At 70.4% G+C, this 24,842-nt stretch carries 22 protein-coding genes and 1 pseudogene; 11 read left to right on the top strand and 12 right to left on the bottom strand.

Annotation, left to right across the window (positions count from 1 at the left end):
* Positions 1–321: 321 nt before the first annotated feature.
* Positions 322–789: a hypothetical protein gene (locus OG254_RS11900; RefSeq protein WP_405580410.1), complete on the top strand. Its 468-nt coding sequence runs from the start codon at positions 322–324 to the stop codon at positions 787–789.
* Entirely contained in the window at positions 786–2,693 is a 1,908-nt protein-coding gene (locus tag OG254_RS11905) for a YncE family protein (RefSeq protein WP_405580413.1), read from the top strand. Before OG254_RS11900 ends, OG254_RS11905 begins: the two co-directional genes overlap by 4 nt.
* Before the next feature lie 107 nt (positions 2,694–2,800).
* Here the strand turns inward: OG254_RS11905 and OG254_RS11910 are convergent, their stop codons facing one another.
* Together OG254_RS11910 and OG254_RS11915 are read right to left on the bottom strand one after the other, a co-directional pair.
* Entirely contained in the window at positions 2,801–3,391 is a 591-nt protein-coding gene (locus tag OG254_RS11910; RefSeq protein WP_405580416.1) for a TIGR03086 family metal-binding protein, read from the bottom strand.
* A 56-nt stretch (positions 3,392–3,447) separates the two neighbouring features.
* Positions 3,448–3,915, bottom strand: coding sequence for a DUF6010 family protein (locus OG254_RS11915; RefSeq protein WP_405580419.1), 468 nt, complete (start codon positions 3,913–3,915; stop codon positions 3,448–3,450).
* A gap of 195 nt (positions 3,916–4,110) precedes the next feature.
* Here OG254_RS11915 and OG254_RS11920 point away from each other — a divergent pair, with 195 nt between their 5' ends.
* A complete protein-coding gene (locus OG254_RS11920) occupies positions 4,111–5,349 on the top strand; it encodes an MFS transporter (protein ID WP_405580422.1) in 1,239 nt (412 codons plus the stop codon).
* Here the strand turns inward: OG254_RS11920 and OG254_RS11925 are convergent.
* Positions 5,286–6,449 (bottom strand): hypothetical protein, encoded by a 1,164-nt coding sequence (locus OG254_RS11925; RefSeq protein WP_405580424.1) that lies wholly within the window; start codon positions 6,447–6,449, stop codon positions 5,286–5,288. The two genes, OG254_RS11920 and OG254_RS11925, sit on opposite strands and share 64 nt — an antisense overlap.
* The gene (locus tag OG254_RS11930) at positions 6,446–7,399 is read right to left on the bottom strand and encodes a 5-dehydro-4-deoxyglucarate dehydratase (protein ID WP_405580427.1); all 954 of its coding nucleotides are present in this window, start codon (positions 7,397–7,399) and stop codon (positions 6,446–6,448) included. Before OG254_RS11930 ends, OG254_RS11925 begins: the two co-directional genes overlap by 4 nt.
* 193 nt (positions 7,400–7,592) lie before the next feature.
* Here OG254_RS11930 and OG254_RS11935 point away from each other — a divergent pair, with 193 nt between their 5' ends.
* From OG254_RS11935 to OG254_RS11960, 6 genes are all read left to right on the top strand, one after another.
* Positions 7,593–8,417, top strand: a complete 825-nt coding sequence (locus tag OG254_RS11935; RefSeq protein WP_405580430.1) for an NAD-dependent epimerase/dehydratase family protein — start codon at positions 7,593–7,595, stop codon at positions 8,415–8,417.
* A gap of 263 nt (positions 8,418–8,680) precedes the next feature.
* Positions 8,681–9,451: a DeoR/GlpR family DNA-binding transcription regulator gene (locus tag OG254_RS11940; protein ID WP_351195126.1), complete on the top strand. Its 771-nt coding sequence runs from the start codon at positions 8,681–8,683 to the stop codon at positions 9,449–9,451.
* An 83-nt stretch (positions 9,452–9,534) separates the two neighbouring features.
* Positions 9,535–10,905, top strand: coding sequence for an ABC transporter substrate-binding protein (locus OG254_RS11945; protein ID WP_405580432.1), 1,371 nt, complete (start codon positions 9,535–9,537; stop codon positions 10,903–10,905).
* Positions 10,902–11,840, top strand: a complete 939-nt coding sequence (locus tag OG254_RS11950) for a carbohydrate ABC transporter permease (RefSeq protein WP_405580435.1) — start codon at positions 10,902–10,904, stop codon at positions 11,838–11,840. Before OG254_RS11945 ends, OG254_RS11950 begins: the two co-directional genes overlap by 4 nt.
* Positions 11,837–12,685: a carbohydrate ABC transporter permease gene (locus OG254_RS11955; protein WP_147996737.1), complete on the top strand. Its 849-nt coding sequence runs from the start codon at positions 11,837–11,839 to the stop codon at positions 12,683–12,685. The genes OG254_RS11950 and OG254_RS11955 overlap by 4 nt, the downstream gene beginning before the upstream one ends.
* Entirely contained in the window at positions 12,682–13,671 is a 990-nt protein-coding gene (locus tag OG254_RS11960) for a zinc-dependent alcohol dehydrogenase family protein (protein WP_405580438.1), read from the top strand. Before OG254_RS11955 ends, OG254_RS11960 begins: the two co-directional genes overlap by 4 nt.
* Positions 13,672–13,715: 44 nt before the next feature.
* Here the strand turns inward: OG254_RS11960 and OG254_RS11965 are convergent, their stop codons facing one another.
* On the bottom strand, positions 13,716–14,717 hold the full coding sequence (locus OG254_RS11965) for a sigma-70 family RNA polymerase sigma factor (protein ID WP_405580441.1): 1,002 nt from the start codon (positions 14,715–14,717) through the stop codon (positions 13,716–13,718).
* Between the two features lie 129 nt (positions 14,718–14,846).
* On the opposite strand from OG254_RS11965, the gene OG254_RS11970 reads away from it, so the two are divergent.
* The gene (locus OG254_RS11970; RefSeq protein ID WP_405580443.1) at positions 14,847–15,638 is read left to right on the top strand and encodes an SDR family NAD(P)-dependent oxidoreductase; all 792 of its coding nucleotides are present in this window, start codon (positions 14,847–14,849) and stop codon (positions 15,636–15,638) included.
* A 116-nt stretch (positions 15,639–15,754) separates the two neighbouring features.
* Positions 15,755–16,951 carry a TerD family protein gene (locus OG254_RS11975; protein ID WP_405594952.1) on the top strand — a complete coding sequence of 399 codons (1,197 nt, stop codon included), beginning with the start codon at positions 15,755–15,757 and terminating at the stop codon, positions 16,949–16,951.
* A gap of 57 nt (positions 16,952–17,008) precedes the next feature.
* On the opposite strand, the gene OG254_RS11980 is transcribed toward OG254_RS11975, so the two are convergent.
* The 7 genes and pseudogenes from OG254_RS11980 to OG254_RS12010 all read right to left on the bottom strand — a co-directional run bounded on the left by OG254_RS11980 (position 17,009) and on the right by OG254_RS12010 (position 24,839).
* The gene (locus OG254_RS11980) at positions 17,009–18,046 is read right to left on the bottom strand and encodes a LacI family DNA-binding transcriptional regulator (protein ID WP_405580446.1); all 1,038 of its coding nucleotides are present in this window, start codon (positions 18,044–18,046) and stop codon (positions 17,009–17,011) included.
* Between the two features lie 78 nt (positions 18,047–18,124).
* Positions 18,125–19,141, bottom strand: coding sequence for a 1-aminocyclopropane-1-carboxylate deaminase (locus OG254_RS11985; RefSeq protein ID WP_405580449.1), 1,017 nt, complete (start codon positions 19,139–19,141; stop codon positions 18,125–18,127).
* Between the two features lie 20 nt (positions 19,142–19,161).
* Complete coding sequence (locus OG254_RS11990; RefSeq protein WP_405580451.1) at positions 19,162–19,806, bottom strand: GntR family transcriptional regulator; 645 nt, start codon at positions 19,804–19,806, stop codon at positions 19,162–19,164.
* 83 nt (positions 19,807–19,889) lie between these two features.
* Positions 19,890–21,026, bottom strand: a pseudogene (locus tag OG254_RS11995) (TROVE domain-containing protein); the annotation flags it as partial.
* Positions 21,027–21,036: 10 nt separating this feature from the next.
* A complete protein-coding gene (locus tag OG254_RS12000; protein WP_405580453.1) occupies positions 21,037–21,297 on the bottom strand; it encodes an HNH endonuclease in 261 nt (86 codons plus the stop codon).
* 504 nt (positions 21,298–21,801) lie between these two features.
* A complete protein-coding gene (locus OG254_RS12005; RefSeq protein ID WP_405580456.1) occupies positions 21,802–23,247 on the bottom strand; it encodes an alkaline phosphatase PhoX in 1,446 nt (481 codons plus the stop codon).
* 155 nt (positions 23,248–23,402) lie between these two features.
* Positions 23,403–24,839 carry a hypothetical protein gene (locus OG254_RS12010; RefSeq protein ID WP_405580458.1) on the bottom strand — a complete coding sequence of 479 codons (1,437 nt, stop codon included), beginning with the start codon at positions 24,837–24,839 and terminating at the stop codon, positions 23,403–23,405.
* Positions 24,840–24,842 lie beyond the last annotated feature (3 nt).

Here is a 24,842-nt window from a genome sequence, read left to right on the forward strand (position 1 = left end):
TTCGGCTCTTTGCCGGGGACCACCGCGCTGGCCAGGACTCAACTCAATCTGCAGTTCGACAACAGTCCGAATCGCCCCCTCAATCTGGTCATCGCAGGTCGCAGGCGGGGTCATTTCGGAGCATCATTCAATCGGAAACCAATCGTGGATCAATTTCAGCCGTCATGGTGCCCCGAATAGCAACGCCACAGCCGGCCCGCAGCCAGGCGACTGGCGAGAAACCGCAGGTCCGGGCTGGATAGATCGATCAACAGGGGGGTAGGCAAGCACGCGAAGATCCTGGTGATCTTGCGCTCATCGAGAAGCCCCGGAGGGAAGTTCATGTCTTTCAGGAACATTTTCGACAGCGGCGGAAATGAAGCCAAGTCCGCCGAAGAGTCCGCTCGAAAGGTATCCGAGGATATTCCTGGCGCCCGACCCGAACGGGAAGGGGTTGACCCGGAGCTCTACGACGGCATTCCGGAAGCTGCGCGGGACCCGAAGATCGTGCGTGAAACGTCGCCCGAGGCGCTCAACATCATGAACAACTTCATCACCCCCCTGTTCAAGAACACCCAGACAGCAGCCGCCAAGCAGCAGGAATCCAGCGAAGACCCCGAATCGACGTCCGGGATGGCGTCGGCGGCCAAGGACGAGGCATTCAAAAAGGTGGATGCGGAGATCAGGGACGATGACCGGCCCAAGGTCAGCGACGAAGAACTGAAAGAATTGAGAAAGGACAACCGCGAATCGGTCAGGAACGTCAAAAGGACTGCCGACGGGACGACCGAGGGAGGCCAGAAGGCATGAGCGGCGCCACCAAGAACAACGTGAGTACGGCTCTTCTTGGCGAACGGTTCATCCGCCACCCACTGACAGGGCGAAACCTGAAGGAGCTCCACATTGCCGACAAGGCCCCTGCCATCCTGGAGCGGTACAAGGAAAAACTGAAGAGGAAAGCAGAGAGGAAGTCACCGGATGGCACGGATCGGTACATCGCTCCCACCGGGTTTTCCCTGAACAAGGGGCGATTCGGCGACTTTCCCGATGGGGACGACGCGGCACACCAGCGCGGGTGGCTCGCCTACATGACGGTGGGGGTACCGCTCGTCGAAGAGCGGGGCGACATCGCACAGCCCCCTCCCGACGTGATCTCCAAGCAGACGTACGTCAATCGAACCGACCCCACCCCCACCAAATGGTCACACACCGTCGAATTCTCGATTTCGAACACGATCAGCTGGTCACTCCAGGGACAGGTCCAGCTCACTTTCGGGGCAAAAGTCACCGCATCGCTGCAGCAGCAATTGCAGAAGAGCATGGCGACGAACCAATCCGAGAAGATCACCCTGAAGAACAGCAAGGACAATCAGGGTGTTGACTCGGAGTCTCAGTCACAGGCGACAAGCACGACAACGGCCACGAGTACCGCCACGGGCACCGGGGAACTGTCGGCACAGCTGATGCTGGGAATCACCGCTTCCGTCAGTGGTTCGTTGACCACTTCGTTCAAAACATCGTCCACGCTGAGCGGGGAAGTCGGCAGTCGGGTGGATGTCCTGGCCACGCAGCGACGTCAGGTGAGGAGGTTCGACTACGAATTCCCTGTCTCCTTCGGTGGGTGGGTCGCTTTGTATTACCCCGAGCCGGTAGAGGTCAAGGAGACCCGCCCTGGCGGCCCGCAGGCCCGGGAACCGAAGTACGCCAAGGTGATCGCATGGAAACTCGGCGAGACCGGTACGCCCACGGAGACCTTCGACCTGACCGATGAAGGCAAGCCGTTCGCGCAAAGAGGGGAAGCCGAGGTCGTTTCCACCCTCGCCGGGGTGCACGAGGTGTTCGAGCTTGAAAAGCTCAATTTCGATATGAAGGATCATCCTCTTCACAAGGGCGACGGCAAAACGCAAGAGACCCCGAGAGCGGCTCCCGTCGAGCTCGCCACCGGGTTGGGGACGGCCGATGGCCTCGCGCTGGACCTGGTGAACCAAAAGGCGTACGTCACCGACAGGTACAACGGCGGCAAGCTGTACCAGGTGGATCTCGCCCGCGGGAAGCCGGACTGGGTCCTGGAGAAGCTGGGACAGGTCAACGATGTGGCGCTGGATTTGCCGGGCAACAAGGCTTACGTCGCCGACTACGGCGGCAAGCGCCTGTTCACGGTGAACCTGTCCGACCGCTCCGCCCCTCCGGTCACGGTCGCCGAGGGCATGCACGCGTACGGCGTCGCGCTGGACCTGCCCGCCAACAAGGCCTATGTCACCGACGTCGAGAGCGGGAAGCTGATCGAGCTCGACCTGAGCAGCCGACCGGCGCGGCAGCAGCGCACCTGGGACGTGCCGAGGGCCGCCGGAGTGGCGTTGAACGGGGGCAAGGCATATGTCGGCCAGTACGACCTCGGCGGGGTGTACGAGGTCGACCTGACGGCAGACGGCGGCGCCCCGCGGGGCGTGGCCACCAACCTCGGGCACAGCGTCCGCGTAGCGCTGGATCGCGCGGTCAACGCCTACGTCTGCGACTCGGCCGGCGGCAGGCTGCACGAGGTCGTCGTGGCCGACGGCGGGGCCAAGGGCCTTCAGCGCGTGGTGGCCGACGGTCTCGGCGGGGTCTGCGGCATCGCGCTGGACCGCGACAAGGGCCGGATCTACGTCAGCAACCGGCAGGGCAAGCTGTTGCGGATCTCCGGCGTGCTGCCCGGTCCCTCGGCACAGTCGTAGGGGCCGCGTCAGGCGAACGCGGAGGGCCTGCCTCATCGGGCAGGGGCCCCTTCGGGCGGGCGCAGGGGACTTTCGCGGGTCCCCTGCGCCCGCTCTCCGCGGCTTCGCTACGGCCGACGCCACCCCGGATCCCGTCCGCTCAGCCCCACCGCCCTGTCCAGTAGCGGCGCCGCGTCCGGTACCGGGACCACGGGGCCGAAGATGCCGCCGCCGCGGTCCCCGGCGTCGGCGGCGGCGCGCAGGAAGTCGTAGGACATCTGGAGGGCCGCCGGGTCCGGGGCGTACGGCTGTCCCGTGGCCACGGCCAGGTCCCAGGCGTGGATCACCAGCTCGTCGGCGGCCACCGCGGCCGCCACCGCCCCCGGCAGGTCGACGCCGCCCGCGCGGGTCATGCCGGTCCAGGCGTCCGGGTCGCGCCACACCTCGCCCAGTTCGTCGAGCACCTTGGGCAGCTCCTCGCGCCAGCCGGGGCCGATGTCCGGGGCCGCGGCTTCCGGGCTGGTGTCGGTCGTGGGGCCCAGGTCCTTGCGGCCGGCGTCGCGGAAGGCGACGGACAGGCCGAGCAGGTGGCCCAGCAGATTGCGTACCGCCATGTCGGGGCAGGGCGTCGACGCCGAGAGCTGCTTGTCGGTGACGGCTTCGGCGAGGCGGGCGACGACCCGGGTCTGCGGTCCGAGGTCGAGCGTCGTGTCGGTCATGTGCGGGCTCCTCACAGATCGCTTCCTGAGAGGTGGACCGGCCCGGGCGGCGAAACTCATCGCCGACGGGGAGTCGATCCGGCGCGTGCGGCCGAGGGAACCGGTCGGACCGCCTCACGCCCAGGCCTCCGACCTCCCCGCACCCACGCCAGCAGCTCCCGCGGCGTCTTCCCGCCCGCGAAGCACCACAGCGCGATCACCGGGTCGCAGATCGCGCAGCCCAGTGACGAGGTGTGGAGGAAGGGGATGATCGGGTTGCCCTTGATGTGGTGGACGATGTCCCACGCGGTGTGCAGCAGCCAGGCGATGCCGATGAAGGTCCACGAGTCCAGGCCGCGATAGGCGACATAGGTGGCCACCACGGTGAACGCGAATTCCCAGCCGCCCAGACCGCCGCCGCTGAGATAGGCGGCGCCCGCTCCGGCGACCATGACCGCGTTGAAGCGCCGCCGGTGCGGCTCCCGGATGAGGGACATCAGAAGGGCGTAGAGGAGACCGACGCCGATGGGCGCGACGTACTGCATGCGAAGTGCCTTTTCCCATGGATGACTTGGACGGTTCACCACGCTATGAGCGGGCCCTCATCCGCCCCAGTGGCTGAATCGACAGCTTCCGACGGATTCCCGCCGCCCGCCCTACGGCGCGCGGCACGAAGCCCGCGCCGTCTAAGGCACTTACCCGATCCCCACGCCCCTGCCTTAGCCGCACAGTGGCCTGACATGACGACGATCACCACCTGGGCACTCGCCCGTGTCCTGCGCGACCGCAACGCCGGCCTCTATCTCGCCGGAAGTGTGGTCTCCGGCTTCGGCACCTCGGCGCTGTGGCTGGCTTCCGGCGTATGGGTGAAGGACCTCACCGGTTCCGACGGCCTGGCCGCGCTGTGCATGCTCGCCATGTGGGCGCCCACCCTGGCCGGCCCGCTCCTCGGCACGCTCGCCGACCGCGCCCACCGAAAGCCCCTGCTGATCGGCGTGAACCTGCTCCTCGCCGCCCTGCTGCCCACCCTCTTCGCGGTCGACTCACGGGACCGGGTCTGGCTGCTCTTCGCGGTCCTGTTCGTCTACGGCGCCGCGGGCGTCGTCCATGACGCCGCCGAGTCCGCCCTGGTCGCGAGCGCCGTCCCCGCGCCCCTGCTCGGCGACTTCAACGGGCTGCGCATGACGGCCACCGAGGGCATGAAACTCCTCGCGCCGCTGGCCGGCGCCGGTGTCTACGCGACGTACGGCGGTGCGAGCGTAGCCCTGCTCGACGCCGTCACGTTCGTGCTCGCGACCGGCCTGTACGCCTGCCTGCGCATGCGCGAGAGCACGCCGGAGGCGCCGGCCGGCGGCCGGCGTGAGCAGATGACCGAGGGCGCCCGCCACCTGTGGACGCACCCCCGGCTGCGCCCGCTCGTCCTGGCCGGCGGCACCACCATGCTGTTCGCCGGGCTCAGCGGGGCGACGATCTACGCCGTCATCGACAGCCTCGGGCACGACCCCGCGTACGCCGGTGTGCTGTACGCCGTCCAGGGCGCCGGTTCGGTCGCGATCGGGCTGCTCTCGGGCCCCCTCCTGCGCCTGCTCGGCGAACGCCGTTTCGCCGCGTACGGCATCGTCCTGACGGCCACCGCGGCAGGCCTGCGCGCGATCCCGTCCGATCCGGTGGCCCTGGTCTGCAGCGCGGCGATCGGCGCGGGGCTGCCCTGTGTGCTGATCGCCGCGCTCACCGCCGTGCAGCGCGAGACACCGGACGCCCTGCTCGGACGTACGGCCGCCACGGCCAACACGCTCGTGTTCTCGCCGAACGTCATCGGGCTCGCGGCGGGGGCAGCCCTGGTCGAACTGCTCGACGTGCGGCTGCTGTTGGCCGTCCTCGGCCCGGCGTGGCTGCTGGCCGCCGTCCCGCTGCTTCAGAGCGCGGCGAGCCCGTCCCGGACCGCCACCAGGTCCCCGTCGGACGCCAACCCCGCGTGATAGAGCCGGATCTGAGTGGCGCCCAGTTCACGCGCGCGTGCCGCGTCCGACGCGAGGGTGCCCGGGCTGCCGCCCATCCCGGAGACCACGCCGAGGTTGGCGGCGATGACCGCGCCCTCGCGCCCCTGCTCGGCGAAGGGCGTGAGCAGGCCGGGGCCGCCCGCGCAGGGCACGACCACGCCGTCCGCGACGGACAGGATGTGCGCGGGGTCGACCCCGGCGTTGGCGCCGACGTGGTAGGTCACCGGGTCGGCGTGCAGCAGCACCTGGAAGCCGTCGGGAGCAGCCTCGCGAACCGCCCGGACGGCCGCCTCCTGGAGGGTGCTGGCAGTTGCGTCCCGCCACGCGCGCGTGGCCGCCGCCGTCCGCGAACCGAGCAGCTTCTCGACCCCGGCCCAGCCCTCGTCCTCCTGCGTCCCCTGCCACAGCGGCTGAAGGGCGTCCCGTACGGCGGCCGCCAGCTCGTCGGCGTCCAGACCCTGGTCGCCGTAGCCCTCCTTGCAGGTCGGGCAGAAGCAGAGCGCCATCAGGTAGTGCCCGGCGTCCCCGAGCGGGGCCCCGGCGGTCTTGTCGTGGGCGTGCAGATGCTGGAGCCCGTACCAGCCGAGGGACTCCAGCTCGGTGCCGCGTGCCCCGGGCCGTACGGCGGCCTCGGCGGCCAGGTCGACGAGGTACGCGCGCGTGGCGGGCTGTGCGATGCACGGGGCCCACGGGTAGCGGTCGCCGTAGGCGTTGACGACCGAGGTGTCCGGATGGTCGGCGCCCATGCGGGAGTTGTGCGCGAGGACCACCCAGGTGTGCACCTCCAGGCCGGCGTCCGTGAGCGCGGCGGCCGCCTCACCGAAGGCGTCCGCGGGCGCCCAGTCCCCGGCCGGGTAGGGGCGCAGCTCACGGCCCTCCCACCGGGCGTCCGTCGGGTACAGGACGGCCGCGTGCTCGGCGGTGACGATGCGGTGGCGCGGGTGGCGGGGGGTGAGGGCGCGGGTGGAGTGGTAGGCGGCGGCGAGCGTCACCTGGCGCACGCCGAGGGCGGCGATCCTTGCGGGTGCCTCCGGATCTCCGTTGACGTCCCAGGGGTAGACGAATGCCGACGCCTTCACTTGGTCTCCTCCGGGTCCTTCTCCAGCAGTGTGTAGCCGCGCTCGATCACCTGGGCGAGCTGCTTGACATGGTCCTCGCTCGGCTCGTGCAGCGGCGGCCGGACCTCCCCGACGTCGAGCCCGCGCAGCCGTACGCCCGCCTTGACGAGGGCGACGGCGTATCCGCGGCCCTGGGCGCGCAGTTCGACGAACGGGCGGTAGAAGCCGTCCAGGAGGCGGTTGGCCGTGGTGTCGTCGCCCGCCTCCAGCGCCTCGTAGAAGGCGAGGGCGATCTCCGGGGCGAAGCAGAACACGGCGGAGGAGTAGAGCGTGACGCCGAGGGCGCGGTAGGCGAGCTGGGTCTGTTCGGCGGTCGGCAGGCCGTTGAAGTAGAGGAACTCGCCGGGGAACTCGCTGCGTACGGCGCTGACGATCCGCTGCATCAGGTCCAGGTCGCCGAGGCCGTCCTTGAGGCCGATGACGCCGTCCGTGCGGGCCAGTTCGACGACGGTTTCCGGGGTGAACACGGCGTTGTCGCGCTGGTAGACGATGACGGGGAGTTCGCTGGCCGCGGCGATCTCCCGGTAGTGCCGCAGCAGCCCCTCCTGCCCGGCGACGACGAGATACGGCGGCATGGCGAGCAGCCCGTCGGCGCCGGCTCCCTCGGCGAGCCGGGCGTACCTGACGGCGAGAGCGGTGCCGTACCCGGCGCCGGCGACGACCGGCACGCGGCCCTGCGTCGCCTCGACGGCCGCCCGCACGCACGCCTCGTACTCCTCGGGCGTGAGGGCGTGGAACTCGCCGGTGCCGCAGCACGCGAACACGGCGGCGGCCCCGGCCTCGACGCCGCGGCGCACATGGGTGCGGTAGGTGTCGAGGTCGACCGAGCCGTCGGGGCCGTAGGCGGTGACCGGGAAGAACAGCGGCCCGCCGGGGATGCTCAGGCGTGCGGCGAGGGGGGCTGGCGTCACGGGCTCTCCCTAGAACGAGGACGGCTGCGCAGGAACGATGACGACTGCTGACTGCATACGGCATTCTGATCAAAGTTTACGTTTATGAACGCAGGCTGCACCAGCCTTGACGAGAAAGGTCGGTGATCCTTAGCTTGTCCATGAATGTGAATACCGTGCATGAATACGGCCCTGAACTCAAGGAGACCCGAGGATGCCAGCCCCCCGCACCGTTCTGCTCACCGGCGCCGCCGGCGGCCTCGGCACCCTGATGCGGGACCTGCTCCCGGCGTACGGCTATGAGCTGCGGCTGCTCGATCTGCGCCCCGTCGAGGGCGCGGCGGACGCGATCGTCGCCGACCTCGCCGACCGGGAGGCGCTGCGCGAGGCCGTGCGGGGCGTCGACGCGATCATCCATCTCGCGGGCATCTCCCTGGAAGCCCCGTTCGAGAAGATCCTCCGGGCGAACATCGAGGGCACGTACAACCTGTACGAGGCGGCCCGCGAGGAGGGCGTCGGACGGGTCGTCTTCGCCTCCTCCAACCACGCGGTCGGCTTCACGCCCCGCCCCGAGGGCACCGCCCCGCACGACGCGAGCGCCCTGATCCCCATCGACACCCCGCGCCGCCCTGACACCTTCTACGGCCTGTCCAAGTCCTTCGGCGAGGACCTCGCGCAGTTCTACTGGGACAAGCACGGCCTGGAGACGGTGTCCGTGCGCATCGGCTCGTGCTTCCCCGAGCCGACCAGCGTCCGCATGCTCTCGGTGTGGATGAGTCCGGCCGACGGCGCCCGCCTCTTCCACGCGGCCCTGACCGCCGAGGGCGTCGCGCACACGGTCGTCTACGGCTCCTCCGCGAACACCCGGCTGTGGTGGGACCTGAGCAGCGCCCGCTCCCTCGGCTACGAGCCGCAGGACGACTCCGAGCCGTACGCCGAGAAGCTGATCGCCGAGCAGGGCGAGCTCGACCCGGAGAACATCGCGCAGGCCTACCTGGGCGGCCACTTCGTGAGCGACCCGCCGATCTGGCCGTACTGACCGAAAACGAGCAGCCGCGAAGGGGCGGACGGGCACCGAACGGGCCCGTCCGCCCCCTCATTCGGGCGCCGTACGCGCCCGATCCCACGCGCTCCACCGCAACCACGCAGGTCCGAGACGGTCACAGCACACGGTGAACGGGCACACACGGGCAGCATCGGACCTGCAACAGAGCTGGTCAGTGCCGGACAACCCGCTGTAGAACTTCCCCCAAGGCCTCATCGGGCCCGAACGGGCAGCCAAGCGGAATGCGAGTGTCGGCCATGACCACGAGAACGGCGGAGGAACGCCAACGCGAGATCGTGCTGGCCGCACGCCGTGACGGCTCGGTCGACGTCACCGCGCTCGCCACCGAGCTGGGCGTGGCGAAGGAGACCGTACGGCGGGATCTGCGCCTCCTGGAGGACCACGGACTGCTCCGCCGTACCCATGGCGGTGCCTACCCGGTGGAGAGCGCCGGCTTCGAGACGACGCTCGCCTTCCGCGCCACCAGCCATGTCCCCGAGAAGCGCCGGATCGCGAGCGCCGCGGCCGAGCTGCTGGGGGACGCGGAGACGGTCTTCGTCGACGAGGGCTTCACCCCACAGCTCATCGCCGAGGCCCTGCCTCTGGACCGGCCGCTGACCGTGGTCACCGCGTCCCTGCCGGTCGCGGGCGCGCTCGCCGAGACCGAGAACGCCTCCGTGCTGCTGCTCGGCGGCCGGGTGCGGTCCGGCACGCTCGCCACGGTCGACCACTGGACGACCAAGATGCTGGCCGGCTTCGTCGTCGACCTGGCGTTCATCGGCGCCAACGGCATCTCCCGCGAGCACGGCCTGACCACCCCCGATCCGGCCGTCAGCGAGGTCAAGGCGCAGGCGATCCGGGCCGCGCGCCGCACGGTGTTCGCGGGTGTGCACACCAAGTTCGGAGCGGTCAGCTTCTGCCGGTTCGCGGACATCTCCACGCTGGAGACGATCGTGACGAGCACGCTGCTCCCGGCGGCCGAGGCACACCGCTACTCACTGCTGGGCCCCCAGGTCATCCGCGTCTGAGAAACACCCACTCCCCTGGGTCAGCCGTACCTCCGGCTGCCCTTTATCCCCCCATATATCCCCTTCATGTCCAGGAGCGATCCATGCGAACCCAGAGCCGACGACGGCCACCGCGAGCCACGCTCGCCATGGCCGCCGCAGGGACGCTGCTCGCCCCGCTGCTCTCCGGCTGCTGGGTCGGAGCGGGCGGGGCCGGCTCCGGGGGCAACGCCATCAACGTCCTGATGGTCAACAACCCCCAGATGACAGAGCTCCAGAAGCTCGCCCCCCGCTTCACCGAAGAGACCGGCATCAAGGTCAACTTCACCGTCCTGCCCGAGAACGACGTCCGCGACAAGATCAGCCAGGACTTCGCCAACCAGGCGGGCCAGTACGACGTGGCCACGCTCTCCAACTACGAGATACCGATCTACGCCCGCAACGGCTGGCTGCGGGAGATGAACTCCTACGTCGCCAAGGACCCGGGCTACGACGAGCAGGACGTCCTCAAGCCGATGCGCCAGTCCCTGACCGGCGACGACGGCAAGCTCTACGGCCAGCCCTTCTACGGCGAGTCGTCCTTCCTGATGTACCGCAAGGACCTCTTCGAGAAGGAGGGCCTGACGATGCCCGCCCACCCCACCTGGCAGCAGGTGGCGGACCTCGCCGCGCAGGTGGACGGCGCCGAGGCGGGCATGAAGGGCATCTGTCTGCGCGGCCTGCCCGGCTGGGGCGAGGTGATGGCCCCGCTCACCACCGTCGTGAACACCTTCGGCGGCACCTGGTTCGACAAGGGCTGGAAGGCCCGCCTTGACTCCCCCGAGTGGGAGAAGGCGACGAAGTTCTATGTCGACCTCGTGCGCGAGCACGGTGAGTCGGGAGCGGCCCAGTCCGGCTTCGCCGAGTGCCTGAACAACATGACCCAGGGCAAGGTCGCCATGTGGTACGACGCCACCTCCGCGGCCGGTTCCCTGGAGGCGGCCAACAGCCCGGTCAAGGGCAAGGTGGGCTACGCGCCCGCCCCCGTCGAGAAGACGGAGTCCTCCGGCTGGCTCTACACCTGGGCCTGGGGCATCCAGCAGGCCTCCCGCAATCCCGACAAGGCCTGGAAGTTCGTGTCCTGGGCGTCCAGCAAGCAGTACGAGCAGCTGGTCGGCGACGAGATCGGCTGGTCCAACGTGCCAGCCGGCAAGCGGGCCTCCACGTACGCCAACCCGGCCTACCGCGAGGAGGCGGCCGCCTTCCAGGAGATGACGAAGGAGGCCATCGAGGGCGCCCGCCCGAGCGACCCCGGTGTCCAGGCGCGGCCCGCGCCCGGCATCCAGTTCGTCGGCATCCCCGAGTTCACCGATCTCGGCACCAAGGTCTCCCAGGAGATCAGCGCGGCCATCGCCGGACGCCAGTCCGTCGAGTCGGCCCTGAAGAAGTCCCAGCAGCTCGCCGAGAAGATCTCCGAGGAGTACGAGGGGCGATGACAGCGACCACTACGGCCCCCGTGGCCACGACACCCGTGCGTACGACCCGTCCGCCCTCCGCCCGGCTGCGCGCCTGGGCGACCCGGGCCCCCTTGCTGCCCGCCCTCATCTTCATGATCGTGGTGACCCAGCTGCCGTTCGTGGCGACGCTGGTGATCTCGTTCTTCGACTGGAACGCCCTCTACCCGGACGCCCGGCACTTCGCCGGCCTGGACAACTACAGCGAAGTCCTCACCGACGCCGACCTGCGCCACTCGGTGTGGACGACCGTGCTGCTCACCGCCGCGGTGGTGCTGGCCAGCCTGGTCCTGGGTCTGGTCCTGGCACTGCTCCTGGACCGGAAGTTCAAGGGCCGGGGTGTGGTCCGCACCCTGCTGATCGCCCCCTTCCTGGTGGTCCCGGTGGCGGCGGCCCTGCTCTGGAAACATGTGCTCTACAACCCCGAATACGGCCTGTTCAATGGGTTGTTGCACTATGTGGGCGGACCACAGCCCGACTGGATCTCCAACACCCCGCTGCTCGCGGTGGAGGCCTCCCTGGTCTGGCAGTGGACGCCGTTCATGATGCTGATCCTGCTGGCCGGCCTGCAGAGCCGCGACCACGAGCAGATCGAGGCGGCGAGGGTCGACGGCGCGAGCGACTGGCAGATCTTCCGCCACCTGACGCTCCCGCACCTGCGCCGCTATCTCGAACTCGGCGCCCTGCTGGGCTCGATCTACATCGTCCAGAACTTCGACGCGGTGTTCACCATCACCTCGGGCGGCCTGGGCACCGCGAACCTCCCGTACACCGTCTACCAGAGCTTCTACCAGGCCCATGAGAACGGCCTCGCCTCGGCCGCGGGCGTCCTGGTGGTCATCGGCTCGATCATCATCGCGACCTTCGCGCTGCGCGTGGTGTCGTCCCTGTTCCGCGAGGAGGTGTCGCGCGCATGAGTGACGTGGCCGTACGACTTCGCAGCCGCCGCAAGGGAGCGGGCCTCGGCCTGGTGGCCTGGCTGCTCGGGATCCTGTTCTTCCTGCCGATCGCGTGGATGGCGCTGACGTCCTTCCACTCCGAGGCGGACGCGGCGACCAACCCGCCGTCCTTCGCCGCGTCGCTGACGCTGGACGGCTACCGCGAGTTCTTCGGCGCGGGCGGCGGCGCGAGCCCCTGGCCGGCGCTGATCAACTCGACGGTGGCGTCGGTGGCGTCGACGCTGTTCGTCCTGGTCCTCGCCCTCCCGGCCGCCTACGCCCTGTCGATCCGCCCGGTGAAGAAGTGGACGGACGTCCTGTTCTTCTTCCTGTCGACGAAGATGCTGCCGGCCGTGGCGGGCCTGTTGCCGCTGTACCTGTTCGCGAAGAACACGGACATGCTCGACAACATATGGCTGCTGGTCATCCTCTACACCTCCATGAACCTGCCGATCGCGGTGTGGATGATGCACTCCTTCCTCGCCGAGATCCCCGTCGCGATCATCGAGGCGGCACGGGTGGACGGCGCGAAGCTGCCGACGATCCTGACCCGCGTCGTGGCGCCCATCGCCCTCCCGGGCATCGCCGCGACGGCCCTGATCTGCTTCATCTTCAGCTGGAACGAGCTGCTGTTCGCCCGAGTACTGACCGGCGTGGTGGCGGAGACCGCCCCCGTCTTCCTGACCGGCTTCATCACCAGCCAGGGCCTGTTCCTGGCGAAGGTGTGCGCCGCGTCGCTCGTCATCTCCCTGCCGGTGCTCGCCGCGGGGTTCGCCGCCCAGGACAAGCTGGTCCAGGGCCTGTCGTTGGGAGCCGTGAAATGAAGGCCGCCGTCATCGAGTCCGTGGGCAAGGCCGTCGTCGCCGAGGTCCCGGACCCGACGCCAGGGCCCCGCGAGGTCGTCGTCGAGGTGGCGGCCTGCGGGCTGTGCGGCACCGATCTGCACATCCTCCAGGGCGAGTTCGCGCCGAAGCTGCCGATCGTGCCCGGGCACGAGTTCGCCGGCGAGGTGGTCGGGGTCGGCACCCGGGTCACCGAGGTCGCGGTGGGCGACCGGGTCGCGGTCGACCCGTCGCTGTACTGCTACGAGTGCCGCTACTGCCGTACGGGCCACAACAACCTCTGCGAGCGCTGGGCGGCGATCGGAGTGACCACCGCCGGCGGGGCAGCGCAGTTCGCCGTCGCCCCCGTGGCGAACTGCGTGAAGCTCCCCGAGCACGTCCGCACCCAGGACGCGGCCCTGGTGGAGCCCCTCTCGTGCGCGGTGCGCGGCTACGACGTCCTGAAGTCCCGGCTCGGCGCCCACGTCCTGATCTACGGCTCCGGCACCATGGGCCTGATGATGCTGGAGCTGGCGAAGCGGACCGGCGCGGCCAGCGTGGACGTGGTGGACGTGAACCCGGCCCGTCTGGAGACGGCACGCAGCCTCGGTGTCTCGGCCTCCGCCGCGAACCCGGACGAGCTGGACCGCCCGCAGGGCTGGGACCTGGTCGTGGACGCCACGGGCAACGCGGCGGCGATCCAGGACGGCCTGGACCGGGTGGCGAAGGCGGGCACGTTCCTTCAGTTCGGCGTGGCGGACTACGCGACGCGCGTCACGATCGACCCGTACCGCATCTACAACCAGGAGATCACGATCACCGGTTCGATGGCGGTCCTGCACAGCTTCGAACGCGCGGCGGAGCTGTTCGCGAACGGTGTCCTCGACCCCGAGATCTTCATCAGCGACCGGATCCCGCTGGACCGCTACCCGCAGGCGCTCGAGCAGTTCGCGTCGGGAGTGGGCCGGAAGATCGTGGTGGTGCCGTAGCAGCACGCCGCCGTGGCCGGGCTGCCGCGCTCGCTCCCGGGCCCTCAGCGGCTCGGGAGCGAGCGCGGCAGCCCGAACCAGGGGAGCACTCCCGCGTCGAAGCGGGTGAAGGCGTCGATCCGGTCGCCGGTGAGGGTGAGCACGAACAGCCCGGCGCCGTGGCGGATGCCGGTGACGGCCCGCAGATAGGCCCCGAACGCCGGCTGGCCGTTGGCCCGCGTCGGCACGAGGTCGACCCGGCGGCCCGAGCGGAAGATGCCCGCGAAGACCCGGCCCACGACGTCGCGGCCCTCGTATTCCAGGGGAATCGGCGGCATGGACAGGAACACGTCGTCGGTGAACAGGGCGACCAGCGCGTCCGGGTCCCCGGACTCGTAGGCACGGACGAACTGCGCCACGAGCGCCTGCTCGCTGGACGAGCCGGGTGCCGCCGGCCGCTGATCGCCCGGCGGACGGCGGCCCTTCAGACCGGCGCGGGCCCGCTTGAGAGCGCTGTGGACGGAATCGACGGTCGAGTCGAGCATGTCGGCCACCTCGCCGGCGCGGAATCCGAGGACGTCGCGCAGGACGAGCACCGCGAGCTGCCGGGGCGGCAGCGCCTGAAGAGCGGTCACGAAGGCCAGGGAGATGGCCTCGGTCTGCTCATAACGGGCCTCCGGGCCGGGCGGCACGTCGATCGCCCCCTCCAGCAGGGCGTCGGGAAACGGCTCCAGCCATACGACCTCGCCGAGCCGCGTCGGTTCGGGCGGCTCGACCCCGGACATGTCCCACGCCCTCGCCGGGCGCCGACTCGCCGAACGACGCGCGTTCAGACAGGTGTTGGTGGCGATCCGGTACAGCCAGGTGCGGATCGAGGCACGTCCCTGGAACCCTTCGAGGCCCTGCCAGGCGGCGAGCAGCGTGTCCTGGAGGGCGTCCTCGGCGTCCTGCAGGGATCCGAGCATCCGGTAGCAGTGCACCTGGAGCTCCCGGCGGTGCGGCTCGGTGAGCTCCCGGAACGCCTCACCGTCCCCGGCCCGCGCCTTCGAGATCAGGTCGGCTGTCACCCGAGTCACCTCCCTCGTCGTAGGTCCATCCTGTGCAGACACCGAAAGAGGAGCGAACTGGGCGCCCACTTTCCCGAGGCCGTGGTGTCCACACCATCGACACCTACGGAATGTGGAGAGGAGCCCGAAATGCTGCTCAAGGACAAGGTCGCGGTGGTGTACGGAGCCGGTGGCGGGATCGGCGGGGCTGTCGCACGCGCCTTCGCCGACGAGGGAGCCGTCGTCTTTCTCACCGGGCGCGGCAAGGCGCCCGTCGACATCGTCGCCAAGGACATCGTCGCCGCCGGCGGAACGGCCGAGGCCGCGGAGGTGGACGCGCTCGACGAGCAGGCCGTGGACCGGCACCTGCGGTCCGTGACGGACGCGGCGGGGCGCGTCGACATCTCCTTCAACGCGGTCGGCATCCCGAACACGGGGATTCTCGGTGTCCCGCTGACCGAGCTCGACACCGAGCGGTTCGCGTGGCCGATCACGGCCTATACGACGTCGTACTTCCTGACCGCGCGCCTCGCGGCCCGGCGGATGATCCCGAACCGGTCGGGGGTGATCATGACCGTCACCGCACTTCACTCACGGACGGGCATCCCCTTGGTGGGCGGCTACAGTCCGGCGATGGCCGCCAAGGAGGCGCTCACCCGGGCGCTGTCCGCCGAACTCGCACCGCACGGCATCCGCGTGGTCGGCCTGCGGCCCCAGGGCATGCCGCAGACCCGCACGATCAGGGAGGCCTTCGAGCCGCGCGCCGAGGCAACGGGAATGACCTGGGAGCAGTGGCAGGAGTTCCTCGCGGGCAGGACCCACCCGCGGCGGCTCATGACACTGGAGGAGATGGCGGCGACGGCGGCCTTCCTGGCGTCCGACAAAGCGAGCGGGATGACCGGAACGACCGTGAATCTGACCATGGGGAGCCTGGACGATTGAGGTGATGTCCGACAGGCGCGCCGACCGCAGTCACCCGGGTGATGGCGGCTGACCCGATCGGCCGTCGGGTAAGGGAACGGTAAAACGCCCTCGCTCGTTCACGGGGCATGACAGCTATGACCCCCGGCTCGAACATCCCTCTCTCCACCGCGCGCGTGACGGTGGACGTCGCCGCCCCGGTGCGGCTCGACGTATCGGGCCTGCTGCTCACCGCCGACGGCAAAGTGCGCTCCGACGACGACTTCATCTTCTACAACCAGCCCAGCGGGCCGGGCGTGGCCTACCGCTCGGGAGGCGGCACCTCGCCGGACGCGATCACCGTCGACACGACGGCCGTACCCCCCGGTATCGAGAAGATCGTCGTCACCGCCAGCCCGGACGCCGCAGGCCAGACCTTCCAGGGCATCGAACCGACGGCCACCATCCGCAATGCCGACGACAACAGTGTCCTGGCCACCTTCACACCCCCGCAGCTCGGCACCGAGACGGCCCTGGTGATCGTCGAGGTGTATCTGCGCAACGGCGCCTGGAAGGCCCGCGCGGTCGGCCAGGGCTACGCCAACGGCCTGGCCGGCATCGCCACCGACTTCGGCGTCACCGTCGAGGAACCGGCCCCCGCCGCCCCGCCGCAGCCCACCATGCAGCCCCCGGCCGCCCCGCCGGCCCCGCCCCTGTCCACTCCGGCCGCTCCCCCGGCCCCCGCGGCACCCCCCGCCCCGCCCGCGCCCGGCGCCGGGAAGATCAACCTCGACAAGGGCCGCGTCAGCCTCCAGAAGAACCAGACCGTCTCCCTGATGAAGGGCGGCCGCCCGCTGCTCTCCCAGGTCAAGATGGGCCTCGGCTGGGAGCCGGCGTACCGCGGCAAGGACATCGACCTGGACGCCTCGGTGATCGCCTACGGCCCGCAGCGCAACCACATCGACAGCTGCTATTTCGGCAAGCTCCAGATCGTGAACGGCGCCATCCGCCACTCCGGCGACAACCTCACCGGTGAGGGCGGCGGGGACGACGAGGTCATCACCGTCGACCTCGGGCGCCTGCCCCAGGACGTCACCGGCCTGGTCTTCACGGTCAACTCGTTCTCCGGCCAGAAGTTCACGGAGGTCGCCAAGGCCTACTGCCGGCTGATCGACGCCCAGTCCGGCGAGGAGCTCGTCCGCTTCGACCTCACCAGCGCCGAGCCGCAGACGGGCGTGCTGATGGCCAAGCTCATCCGCCAGTTCACCGGTGAGTGGGAGATGACGGCCATGGGCGACTTCGTGAAGGCCCGCACGGTGCGGAACATGGTGAAGCCGGCCGCACAGGCGCTGTAGCCGGCGCTACGACGTCCGGGGCGCCCCGCTCGCAGGGGCGCCCACGGCCTCGGTGCGTCAGGCGGACCCGCGCACCACCAGCTCGGGGACGACCCATGCGTCGGCGCCGCTCATCGGCTCCTCCCCCGCCCGCAGCCGCGCCACCTGCTCCACGGCCAGCCGGCCCAGCCGGCGTTTGTCGATGTGCAAGGTGGTGAGACCGGGGTCCACCAACTCGCCCAGCGACAGCCCGTCGAAGCCCAGCACGGCCAGGTCGTCCGGCACCCGCCGGCCCCGGCGCCGGGCCACGCGCATCGCGCCGACCGCGATCAGGTCGTTGAAGCCGAACACCGCGGTGATCTCGGGCCGTGCGTCCAGCAGTCGCTCCATGCCCTCCTCGCCGCCCGCCACACTGTGCTCCGTGCACAGGGCGATCCAGCCCTCGTCGACGGGCAGTCCGTGCCGCTGGGCCTGCGCGAGGAAGGCATGCCGCCTCGCGCCCGGACCGTGCACTCCGTCCAGCATGCCGATACGGCGGTGCCCCGCGGCGACCAGATGGGCCAGGGCCTGCTCCAGACCGGCGGCGGCGTCGATGCCCACGGCCGCAAACCGGGTCTGCTGCGGGCCGCGTTCCAGCAGCACCAGCGGCACGCCACCGAGGTGCCGGGCCAGTACGTCGTCCGGGTTCCTGAAGTAGCCCATGACCGCGTCCGCCTGATGGGAGAGGACGTCGAGTGCCTCCCGCTCCCTGGCCTCGTCGGTGCGCGAGTCCCACACGACCACCTGCCAGCCGCGCCGCTCGGCGGCCTCCAGCACTCCGGCGGCCACCTCCGGGAAGAAGGGGTTCATCAGATCCGGGATCACCAGCCCGGCCGTCACTGTCCCCTTGCGCACCAGTCCGCGCGCGAACCGGCTGGGCCGGTAGTCCAGCAGCCGCGCCGCCTCCAGGACGCGTTCCTTCGTTCCCGGGTCGATCTCACCCTTGTCGTTCACCGCACGGGAGACCGTCTGACGCGACACTCCGGCCAGTTTGGCCACGTCGTGGATCGTGGCCCGGCGACGGGGATCGCCGGCCCGGTCGACACGCGGCTCCCGCTGCTGATCGTCCGCCAACACGGTGAGCACCTTATCCCTGCCGGGGGGAGCCGAAGTGTGCGACGACGAGAGTGCCGTGACTTGTGATTCGCTGTCCGCCTAGACCAGCGCGCTGTACGCGTTCAGCGCCGGCTGCCCGCCCAGGTGGGCATAGAGCACCGTGGAGTCCCGGTCGATCTCCCCCCGCCCGACCAGGTCGATCATCCCGGCCATCGACTTGCCCTCGTACACCGGGTCCGTGACCATCCCCTCCGTCCGTGCCGCCAGCCGCATCGCCTCCAGGGTCGTCCCGTCCGGGATGCCGTACGTGCCCGCGTGGTACCGCTCGTCGAGCTCGACGTCGGCCTCGGTCAACTCCCGCTTGACGCCGATGAGTCGGCCCGTGTTGTCGGCGATCCGGGCGATCTGCTCGCGGGTGGTGACGGGCTTGGCCGAGGCGTCGATGCCGAGCACGCGGCGCGGCCGGCCGCCCGCCTCCTGAAGCGCGGCGAAGCCGGCGACCATGCCCGCCTGGGTGGAGCCGGTCACCGAGCAGACGATCACCGTGTCGAAGAAGACGCCCGACTCCCGTTCCTGCTCGGCCACTTCGTACGCCCAGCCCGCGAAACCGAGCCCGCCGAGCGGATGGTCGGAGGCGCCGGCCGGGATGGCGTACGGCTTGCCGCCCGACTCCTCCACCTCCCGCAGCGCCTGCTCCCAGCTCTCCTTGAAGCCGATCCCGAACCCGGCGCGTACGAGCCGTACGTCGGCTCCGGCGAGGCGGCTGAGGAGGATGTTGCCGACCTTGTCGTAGACGGAGTCGGGCCAGTCCACCCAACTCTCCTGGATCAGCACGCACTTGAGACCGGCGCGGGCGGCGACGGCCGCGACCTGGCGGGTGTGGTTGGACTGCACGCCGCCGATCGAGACGAGCGTGTCGCAGCCCTTCGCGAGCGCGTCGGCGACGAGGTACTCCAGTTTGCGGGTCTTGTTGCCGCCGTACGCGACACCGGAGTTGCAGTCCTCGCGCTTGGCCCAGAGCGAGGCGCCACCGAGGTGGGCGGTGAGGCGCTCCAGGGGGTGGACGGGAGAGGGGCCGAAGAGGAGGGGGTAACGGTCGTACGAGGAAAGGGACATGGGTCCTCCCGGGGTCGGGATCAGTCGCCGTCTGCGAGGTCGGTGAGGGTGCGCCAGATCTCCGCGGTGACGCGGACCGCCTCATCCAGCCGGCCCGCCGCGCAGGCGTCGATCAGTTGCTCGTGCAGCCCGGCCGAACGGCAGGTGCTCTCTCCGAAGCGGCGCCGCTCCAGACGGCGGATGAGGGGGGTGTAGCGGGCGATGGTGGCGGCGGCCGCGTGGTTGCCGGCGACCCGGACGAGGACGTCGTGCAGGGCGTCGTCGGCGCGCAGCGCACCATCCACGTCACCTGCGCCGACAGCGGCGGCGAACCGCTCGTTGGCCGCCCGCATCGCCTGGACGTCCGCGGCGAACATCCGGGGCACGGCGACCCGCGTGGCCAGCTCGTGCATGGCGCCGACCACGGCGGCGGCGTCCCGTACGGCGGCGGCGTCCACCGGGGTGACCCGCGTGTAGCTCTGCGGCTTGCTCTCCAGCAGCCCCTCGTCCACCAGCCGCGCGAAGGCGTCCCGCACCGGCGCCCGGGACAGCCCCAGCCGCTCGCCGAGCTCGGCGTCCCGCACCACCGCACCGGGCTCCAGCTCCCCCGTCACGATGGCGTCCCGGATCGCTTCGTAGGCGCGGTCCCTGAGGAGGGTGCGCTGGACGGGTCGCATCGCTTCCATAACTGAAATGTTAGATGTCAATCCCCCACTGGACAAGGGTGTGGCCCGCACCCCCCGTAGAAGTGCGGGCCACGCTTCGGCGCTCAGGCAGCCCAGGGCCAGTCCGCGTCCCGGGCGGCCTCAAGCAGCGGCACCATCCGGAAGGCCGCGTCCGACAGGCCGCCGAAGGTGTGCCGATGACCCGTCCCCGACGGGCCGTGGCCCGCCCGGTACCCGGCGAGGTTCCAGGTGTAGACCGGCACGTCGGCCGGGACCTGCTCGGTCGGGTCGCCGTGGTGGCTGGGCGCGTACTGCTCGTCGGTGACGATCAGCACCCGGTCATGCCGCCGGTAGTGCCGGCGCACGGCCTCGGTGGTGTTGGTGCCGCCGAGGTCCCCGAACCGCTCCAGGATCCTCAGCACCGACTCGCCCTTGCGGAAGGCGATCGCGCCGCTGTCCGAGCCGAACTGCACGAGATCCGCGTCCGCCGCCCGCAGCGCGATTGCCGTGCCGAAGATCGCCGCCGCGTCGGCCCGGTTGAGCTCCGAGCGGTCGGACAGCCGCGACCAGAACATCGAGCCCGAGCGGTCGACGAGCACCAGCGTGCGGCCGGGCAGCCTCGGCACGTTGGCCAGCGAGTGGCCGAGTGCCTGCTCCAGCGGGTACGCCCAGCGCAGCGAGGGCGCGTGCTGGTACGCGGCGAGGTACCGGAAGGGGAACTGCCGCGAGCGCGCGACCTGTGCCGGGTCGCTGATCCGCGCGGCGACCTGGGCCGCCACCTCGTCGGACACACCGGCCGCGTCGAAGTTCCGCAGGTTCCGTACGAGCGCCATGGCGCCCATCGACGGGATCACGGCCTCCCAGGCCTCCTTGTCCATCGGCCCCTGCAGCCAGCCCGCCAGCGCCTCCCACGTCATCCCGGCCGCCGCGAGCCGCTCGGCGCCGTCCGCCGACGTGACGACCGCCCGCCGCTCCTCGACCGGCAGCGCCATCAGCTCGCGGTGTGCGGTGAGGACGGTGCTCGACGCGGGCGGCATCGCGGTGTCCGGGTTGTGCCGGCGGTCGAGGGCGTACCGGAACAGCTCGCCCTGCCACGGCTTGTCCGGGTCGGGGGCCGCGTGCACCAGGTTCAGGATGTCGCCGAAGCGGTAGCCCTTGGACGCGGTGTCGTACTTGAGCAGCGACTTGCCGCTGTACAGACGCTGTACGGCGTCGGCGACACCCCGCTTGACGGGCTTGGGCGACCGACTGCTATGCCGTACGTTCGCCGAGCCAGACCTCCTGGTACCGGCGGCTCTGCTTCTGACGCACGGGGTGCACCCTCGGGTTGTTCAGGTGCTGGTAGTTGGGCGTCAGCGCGTGACAGTTCGGGCACAGCAGACGGACGTCCTGCGGACGGTTCTTCGTGCGGTCTCCGTCGACGTGGTCGACGTGCAGGGGCACGCGGCCCGACACGGGGTTGACCTCGGCCCAGCCGCACTTCTCGCAGCGCTGTCCCCTGAGCAGAACCAAGGCTTGGCGCACCCGCCAGTCCGGGCTGCCGTCCTCCCTGGTCCCACTTACATCGCCCACCTGCCACGCGGAAAGCCATCGTGCAAAGGTGCCAGTCCGTTCGTAGCGGTCCTCGTTGAAGCACGCCCATGAGCAGTACGGCCCGCCGCAGCGGAGGCGACGCTCCGTCGAGCCGCACCGGCGGCAAGGCGCGGGTTCCCGGCGACGTGCCGCCGCCTCCTGCCGACGGGTCACGTTGGCGCAGGTCCGACTGCAATGGACCGCGCCCCTAGTCAGGACCGGCTCTCCGCACTGAGGGCACACCGGCTTCGGCCTGCGCCGGGACCCGGCCCGCTGCGCAGCGGTCCCCGCGAGGCTGCACCGGTTGCTGCAGAAGCGCCTGCCTGGCCTCTTCACCGGCATGTCGCACTGCTCACACAACTTGGACATGTATGAACCGTATGTCCGGCACCAAGGGCCGTCCGTCGAATCGGACGGCCCCACCCGTACGAGTGAACCTGTGTTCTACCGCCGCTGGCGCTTCCAGGGCCCGGTGATGGCGAGCATGATGCCGGGCGTCTGGATGTTGGCGTAGAGGGTCCGGCCGTCGCACGAGAAGGTGACGCCGGTGAACTCGCTGTACTCCGGCTCCTCTTCGGTGCCGCTGTTCAGTTCGTTGCGGGCGATCGGATAGGTGCGGCCGCTGTCGGTGGCACCGAACAGGTGCTGGATGCCCTCGCCGTCCTCGGCGATGACGAGGCCGCCGTACGGGGAGACGGTGATGTTGTCGGGGCCGTCGAAGGCGCCGTCCTTGGACGGGTCGGCGTTGACGCCGATGAGGACCTTCAGGGTCAGGGTGCGGCGCTTGGGGTCGTAGAACCAGACCTGGCCGTCGTGCGGCTGGCCGGGGCTCTCCGTGCGGGCGAAGGAGGAGACGATGTACGTGCCGCCGTCACCCCACCACATGCCCTCCAGCTTGCGGCAGCGGGTGATCTGGCCGGTGGTGAACTGCTTGCGCACGGACGTGGTCTTCGCGTCGCGGTCGGGCACGTCGATCCAGTCGACGCCGAACACCGTGCCGATCTTCGTGGCGCGGGAGAGGTCGTCGACGAACTTGCCGCCGGAGTCGAAGCACTTGAACGCCTGGAGCTTGCCGGCGTCGTCGGCGAGAGTGCGCAGCTTGCCGCGGCCGAGGCGGAAGTGCTCGGGCGGGGTCCAGCGGTACAGCAGGCCGTTGGGGCCCGAGGCGTCCTCGGTGAGGTAGGCGTGGCCGCGCTTGGGGTCGATGACGACAGCCTCGTGGGCGTAGCGGCCGAACGCCTTGATGGGCTTTGGGTTCTTGTTGGCCCGGTGGTCGGCGGGGTCGACCTCGAAGACGTAGCCGTGGTCCTTGGTCATGCCGTTGGCGCCGGCCTTGTCCTCGGTCTCCTCGCAGGTGAGCCAGGTGTCCCAAGGGGTGCTGCCGCCGGCGCAGTTGGTGGCGGTGCCGGCGATGCCGACCCATTCGGCGACGTGCCCGTCGGGGCGCACCTCGACGACGGTGCAGCCGCCGGAGGCGGCCGGGTCGTAGACGAGGCCCTCGGTCAGCGGCACCGGGTGGGGCCACTGGGCGCGGGGGCCGCCGAGCTCGTGGTTGTTGACCAGGAGGGTGGTGCCGCGGGGGCCGTCGAACGCGGCCGTGCCGTCGTGGTTGGAGGGGGTGAACTCGCCCGACTCCAGCTTGGTCCTGCCGCTGTAGGTGATGACGCGGTACTTGAATCCGGCGGGCAGTGCGAGGAGGCCCTTGGGGTCCGGGACGAGCGGTCCGTACCCGACACCGCCACCGTGGGCGTCCGCGGACTCCTCGCTCGCGATCTCGGACTCGGTGGAGGCGAGCGCGTTCGGTGCGGTGGCGAGGACGCCGGCGCTGCCTGCCAGCGCGACACCGGTGACCGCGGATGTTCTGGCGAAGTCCCTGCGGGTGAGCGACATGGTGTCTCCTGTGACGGTGGGTTGCCGTGGAGGGTGGCGGACTTCGATCGGCGCCACGCTCTCGCTCAGTTCTTAACACCGGTTGAACAACACCCAAAGGGGCGCGGGGAACTGCGCGAGCAACCACATACGACGCGAAGCCTCCCTCCGACCCGTCACCCCCCTTGCTGCGACCGCGCCTTAAAGGCGGCCTTCCGCGCCTCCTTGGCGACCTTCTTGTCCGGATGCAGTCGCCCCATCGCCTCCAGCACATCCGCCGCGGCCGGATGATCGACCCGCCAGGCCGCCGCGAAGAACCCGCTGTGCTGGGCGGCCAGCCCCTCCACGAGCGCCCTCAGCTCGTCGGAGTTCCCCTCGGCCGCCAGCTGCGCGGCCACCGTGTCGACGGTCAGCCAGAACACCAGGTCCTGGGACGGCGCGGGCACATCCCCGAACCCCGCCTCGGTCAGCCACACCCGTGCCAGACCGCCGAGCTCCGGATCGTCGAGGACCTCCCGCAGCGCCGGCTCGGCCTCCGCGCCCACGAGCGACAGCGCCTGCTGGCACCGCAGCCGCCGCAGCGGCCCTCCGGCGTCCGAGCCCCGCGCCGCCGCCAGCAACTCCCGTGCCGCGGGGAGGGGTTCGCGCCGGGCGAGCCACAGCTCGGTCTCGGTCCGCGCGGCGGTCTGCGGGAAGGTGGCCGTCCCGTCGAGCAGCGCGTCGGCGCCCTTGTCCGCGAGGTCTCCGACGGCGGGTGCCTCGAACCCGGCCTCCAGCAGCCGCGCCCGCATCCCGTACAGCCCGAGCGGGGTCAGCCGCACCATGCCGTAGCGCGACACGTCGGTGTCGTCGACGCCGGCGGGCAGTTCCTCGGCGGCGCCCTCGGCGTCCGCCATCAGCGCCTCGTCCACCGGCTGGTACTCCACCAGTCCGACCGGGTCCAGCAGCCGGAACTGGTCGTCCAGGCGCATCATCGCGTCGGACACCTGCTCCAGTACGTCGTTGGTGGGCTCGCCCATGTCGCTGGGCACGATCATCGACGCGGCGAGGGCCGGCAGCGGTACGGGCCCGTCGCCCGGTCCGTCCTCGCTGGTCGTCAGCAGGTACAGGTTGCCGAGCACTCCGTCGAGGAACTCCGCCTCGGCCTCCGGGTCCCAGTCGAGCTGGGAGAAGTCGACCTCGCCGCCCTCGTCCATGGCGTCGACCAGGTCCTCCAGGTCGGGCACGCTCGCGTCCGCGAGCACCGTCTCCAGCGCACCGAGCCACACCGCGAGCACGTCGTGCGGCGAACCGCCGGTCAGCAGCGCCAGATCCGCGCCGGGCGCGACGGTGCCGGCCTCCTCGTCGGCGACCTCGACCAGGCCAGTGTCGACGGCCACCCGCCAGGCCTCACCGGCGTACGCGGCGGCGTCGTCCCCGCTCAGCCCGAGCTCCTCGGCGGCGGCCGGCAACTGCTCGTCGACGAGCTCGCCCCCGGCGTCGACCCGGGTGTCCGGCCCGGCCCAGCGGGCCAGCCGAGCGGCACGGGAGAGCAACGGCGTGGACAGCGCGTCCCGCGCCAGCTCCGCTTCGGGGTGCAGCCGTACCGGTGGCAAGGGGGAGCTGTCTGACATCGG

The organism is Streptomyces sp. NBC_01092 (assembly GCF_045039535.1).
Classification (GTDB): Bacteria; Actinomycetota; Actinomycetes; order Streptomycetales; family Streptomycetaceae; genus Streptomyces.

What these genes read in the sequence shown, in the direction of transcription:
- OG254_RS12005 (WP_405580456.1), bottom strand. Translation starts at nt 23,247, where the DNA reads ATGTCGCTCACCCGCAGGGACTTCGCCAGAACATCCGCGGTCACCGGT.
- OG254_RS11920 (WP_405580422.1), top strand. Translation starts at nt 4,111, where the DNA reads ATGACGACGATCACCACCTGGGCACTCGCCCGTGTCCTGCGCGACCGC.
- OG254_RS11945 (WP_405580432.1), top strand. Translation starts at nt 9,535, where the DNA reads ATGCGAACCCAGAGCCGACGACGGCCACCGCGAGCCACGCTCGCCATG.
- OG254_RS11900 (WP_405580410.1), top strand. Translation starts at nt 322, where the DNA reads ATGTCTTTCAGGAACATTTTCGACAGCGGCGGAAATGAAGCCAAGTCC.
- OG254_RS11975 (WP_405594952.1), top strand. Translation starts at nt 15,755, where the DNA reads ATGACCCCCGGCTCGAACATCCCTCTCTCCACCGCGCGCGTGACGGTG.
- OG254_RS11970 (WP_405580443.1), top strand. Translation starts at nt 14,847, where the DNA reads ATGCTGCTCAAGGACAAGGTCGCGGTGGTGTACGGAGCCGGTGGCGGG.
- OG254_RS11910 (WP_405580416.1), bottom strand. Translation starts at nt 3,391, where the DNA reads ATGACCGACACGACGCTCGACCTCGGACCGCAGACCCGGGTCGTCGCC.
- OG254_RS11985 (WP_405580449.1), bottom strand. Translation starts at nt 19,141, where the DNA reads ATGTCCCTTTCCTCGTACGACCGTTACCCCCTCCTCTTCGGCCCCTCT.
- OG254_RS11935 (WP_405580430.1), top strand. Translation starts at nt 7,593, where the DNA reads ATGCCAGCCCCCCGCACCGTTCTGCTCACCGGCGCCGCCGGCGGCCTC.
- OG254_RS11960 (WP_405580438.1), top strand. Translation starts at nt 12,682, where the DNA reads ATGAAGGCCGCCGTCATCGAGTCCGTGGGCAAGGCCGTCGTCGCCGAG.
- OG254_RS12010 (WP_405580458.1), bottom strand. Translation starts at nt 24,839, where the DNA reads ATGTCAGACAGCTCCCCCTTGCCACCGGTACGGCTGCACCCCGAAGCG.
- OG254_RS11905 (WP_405580413.1), top strand. Translation starts at nt 786, where the DNA reads ATGAGCGGCGCCACCAAGAACAACGTGAGTACGGCTCTTCTTGGCGAA.
- OG254_RS11940 (WP_351195126.1), top strand. Translation starts at nt 8,681, where the DNA reads ATGACCACGAGAACGGCGGAGGAACGCCAACGCGAGATCGTGCTGGCC.
- OG254_RS11990 (WP_405580451.1), bottom strand. Translation starts at nt 19,806, where the DNA reads ATGGAAGCGATGCGACCCGTCCAGCGCACCCTCCTCAGGGACCGCGCC.
- OG254_RS11915 (WP_405580419.1), bottom strand. Translation starts at nt 3,915, where the DNA reads ATGCAGTACGTCGCGCCCATCGGCGTCGGTCTCCTCTACGCCCTTCTG.
- OG254_RS11955 (WP_147996737.1), top strand. Translation starts at nt 11,837, where the DNA reads ATGAGTGACGTGGCCGTACGACTTCGCAGCCGCCGCAAGGGAGCGGGC.
- OG254_RS11950 (WP_405580435.1), top strand. Translation starts at nt 10,902, where the DNA reads ATGACAGCGACCACTACGGCCCCCGTGGCCACGACACCCGTGCGTACG.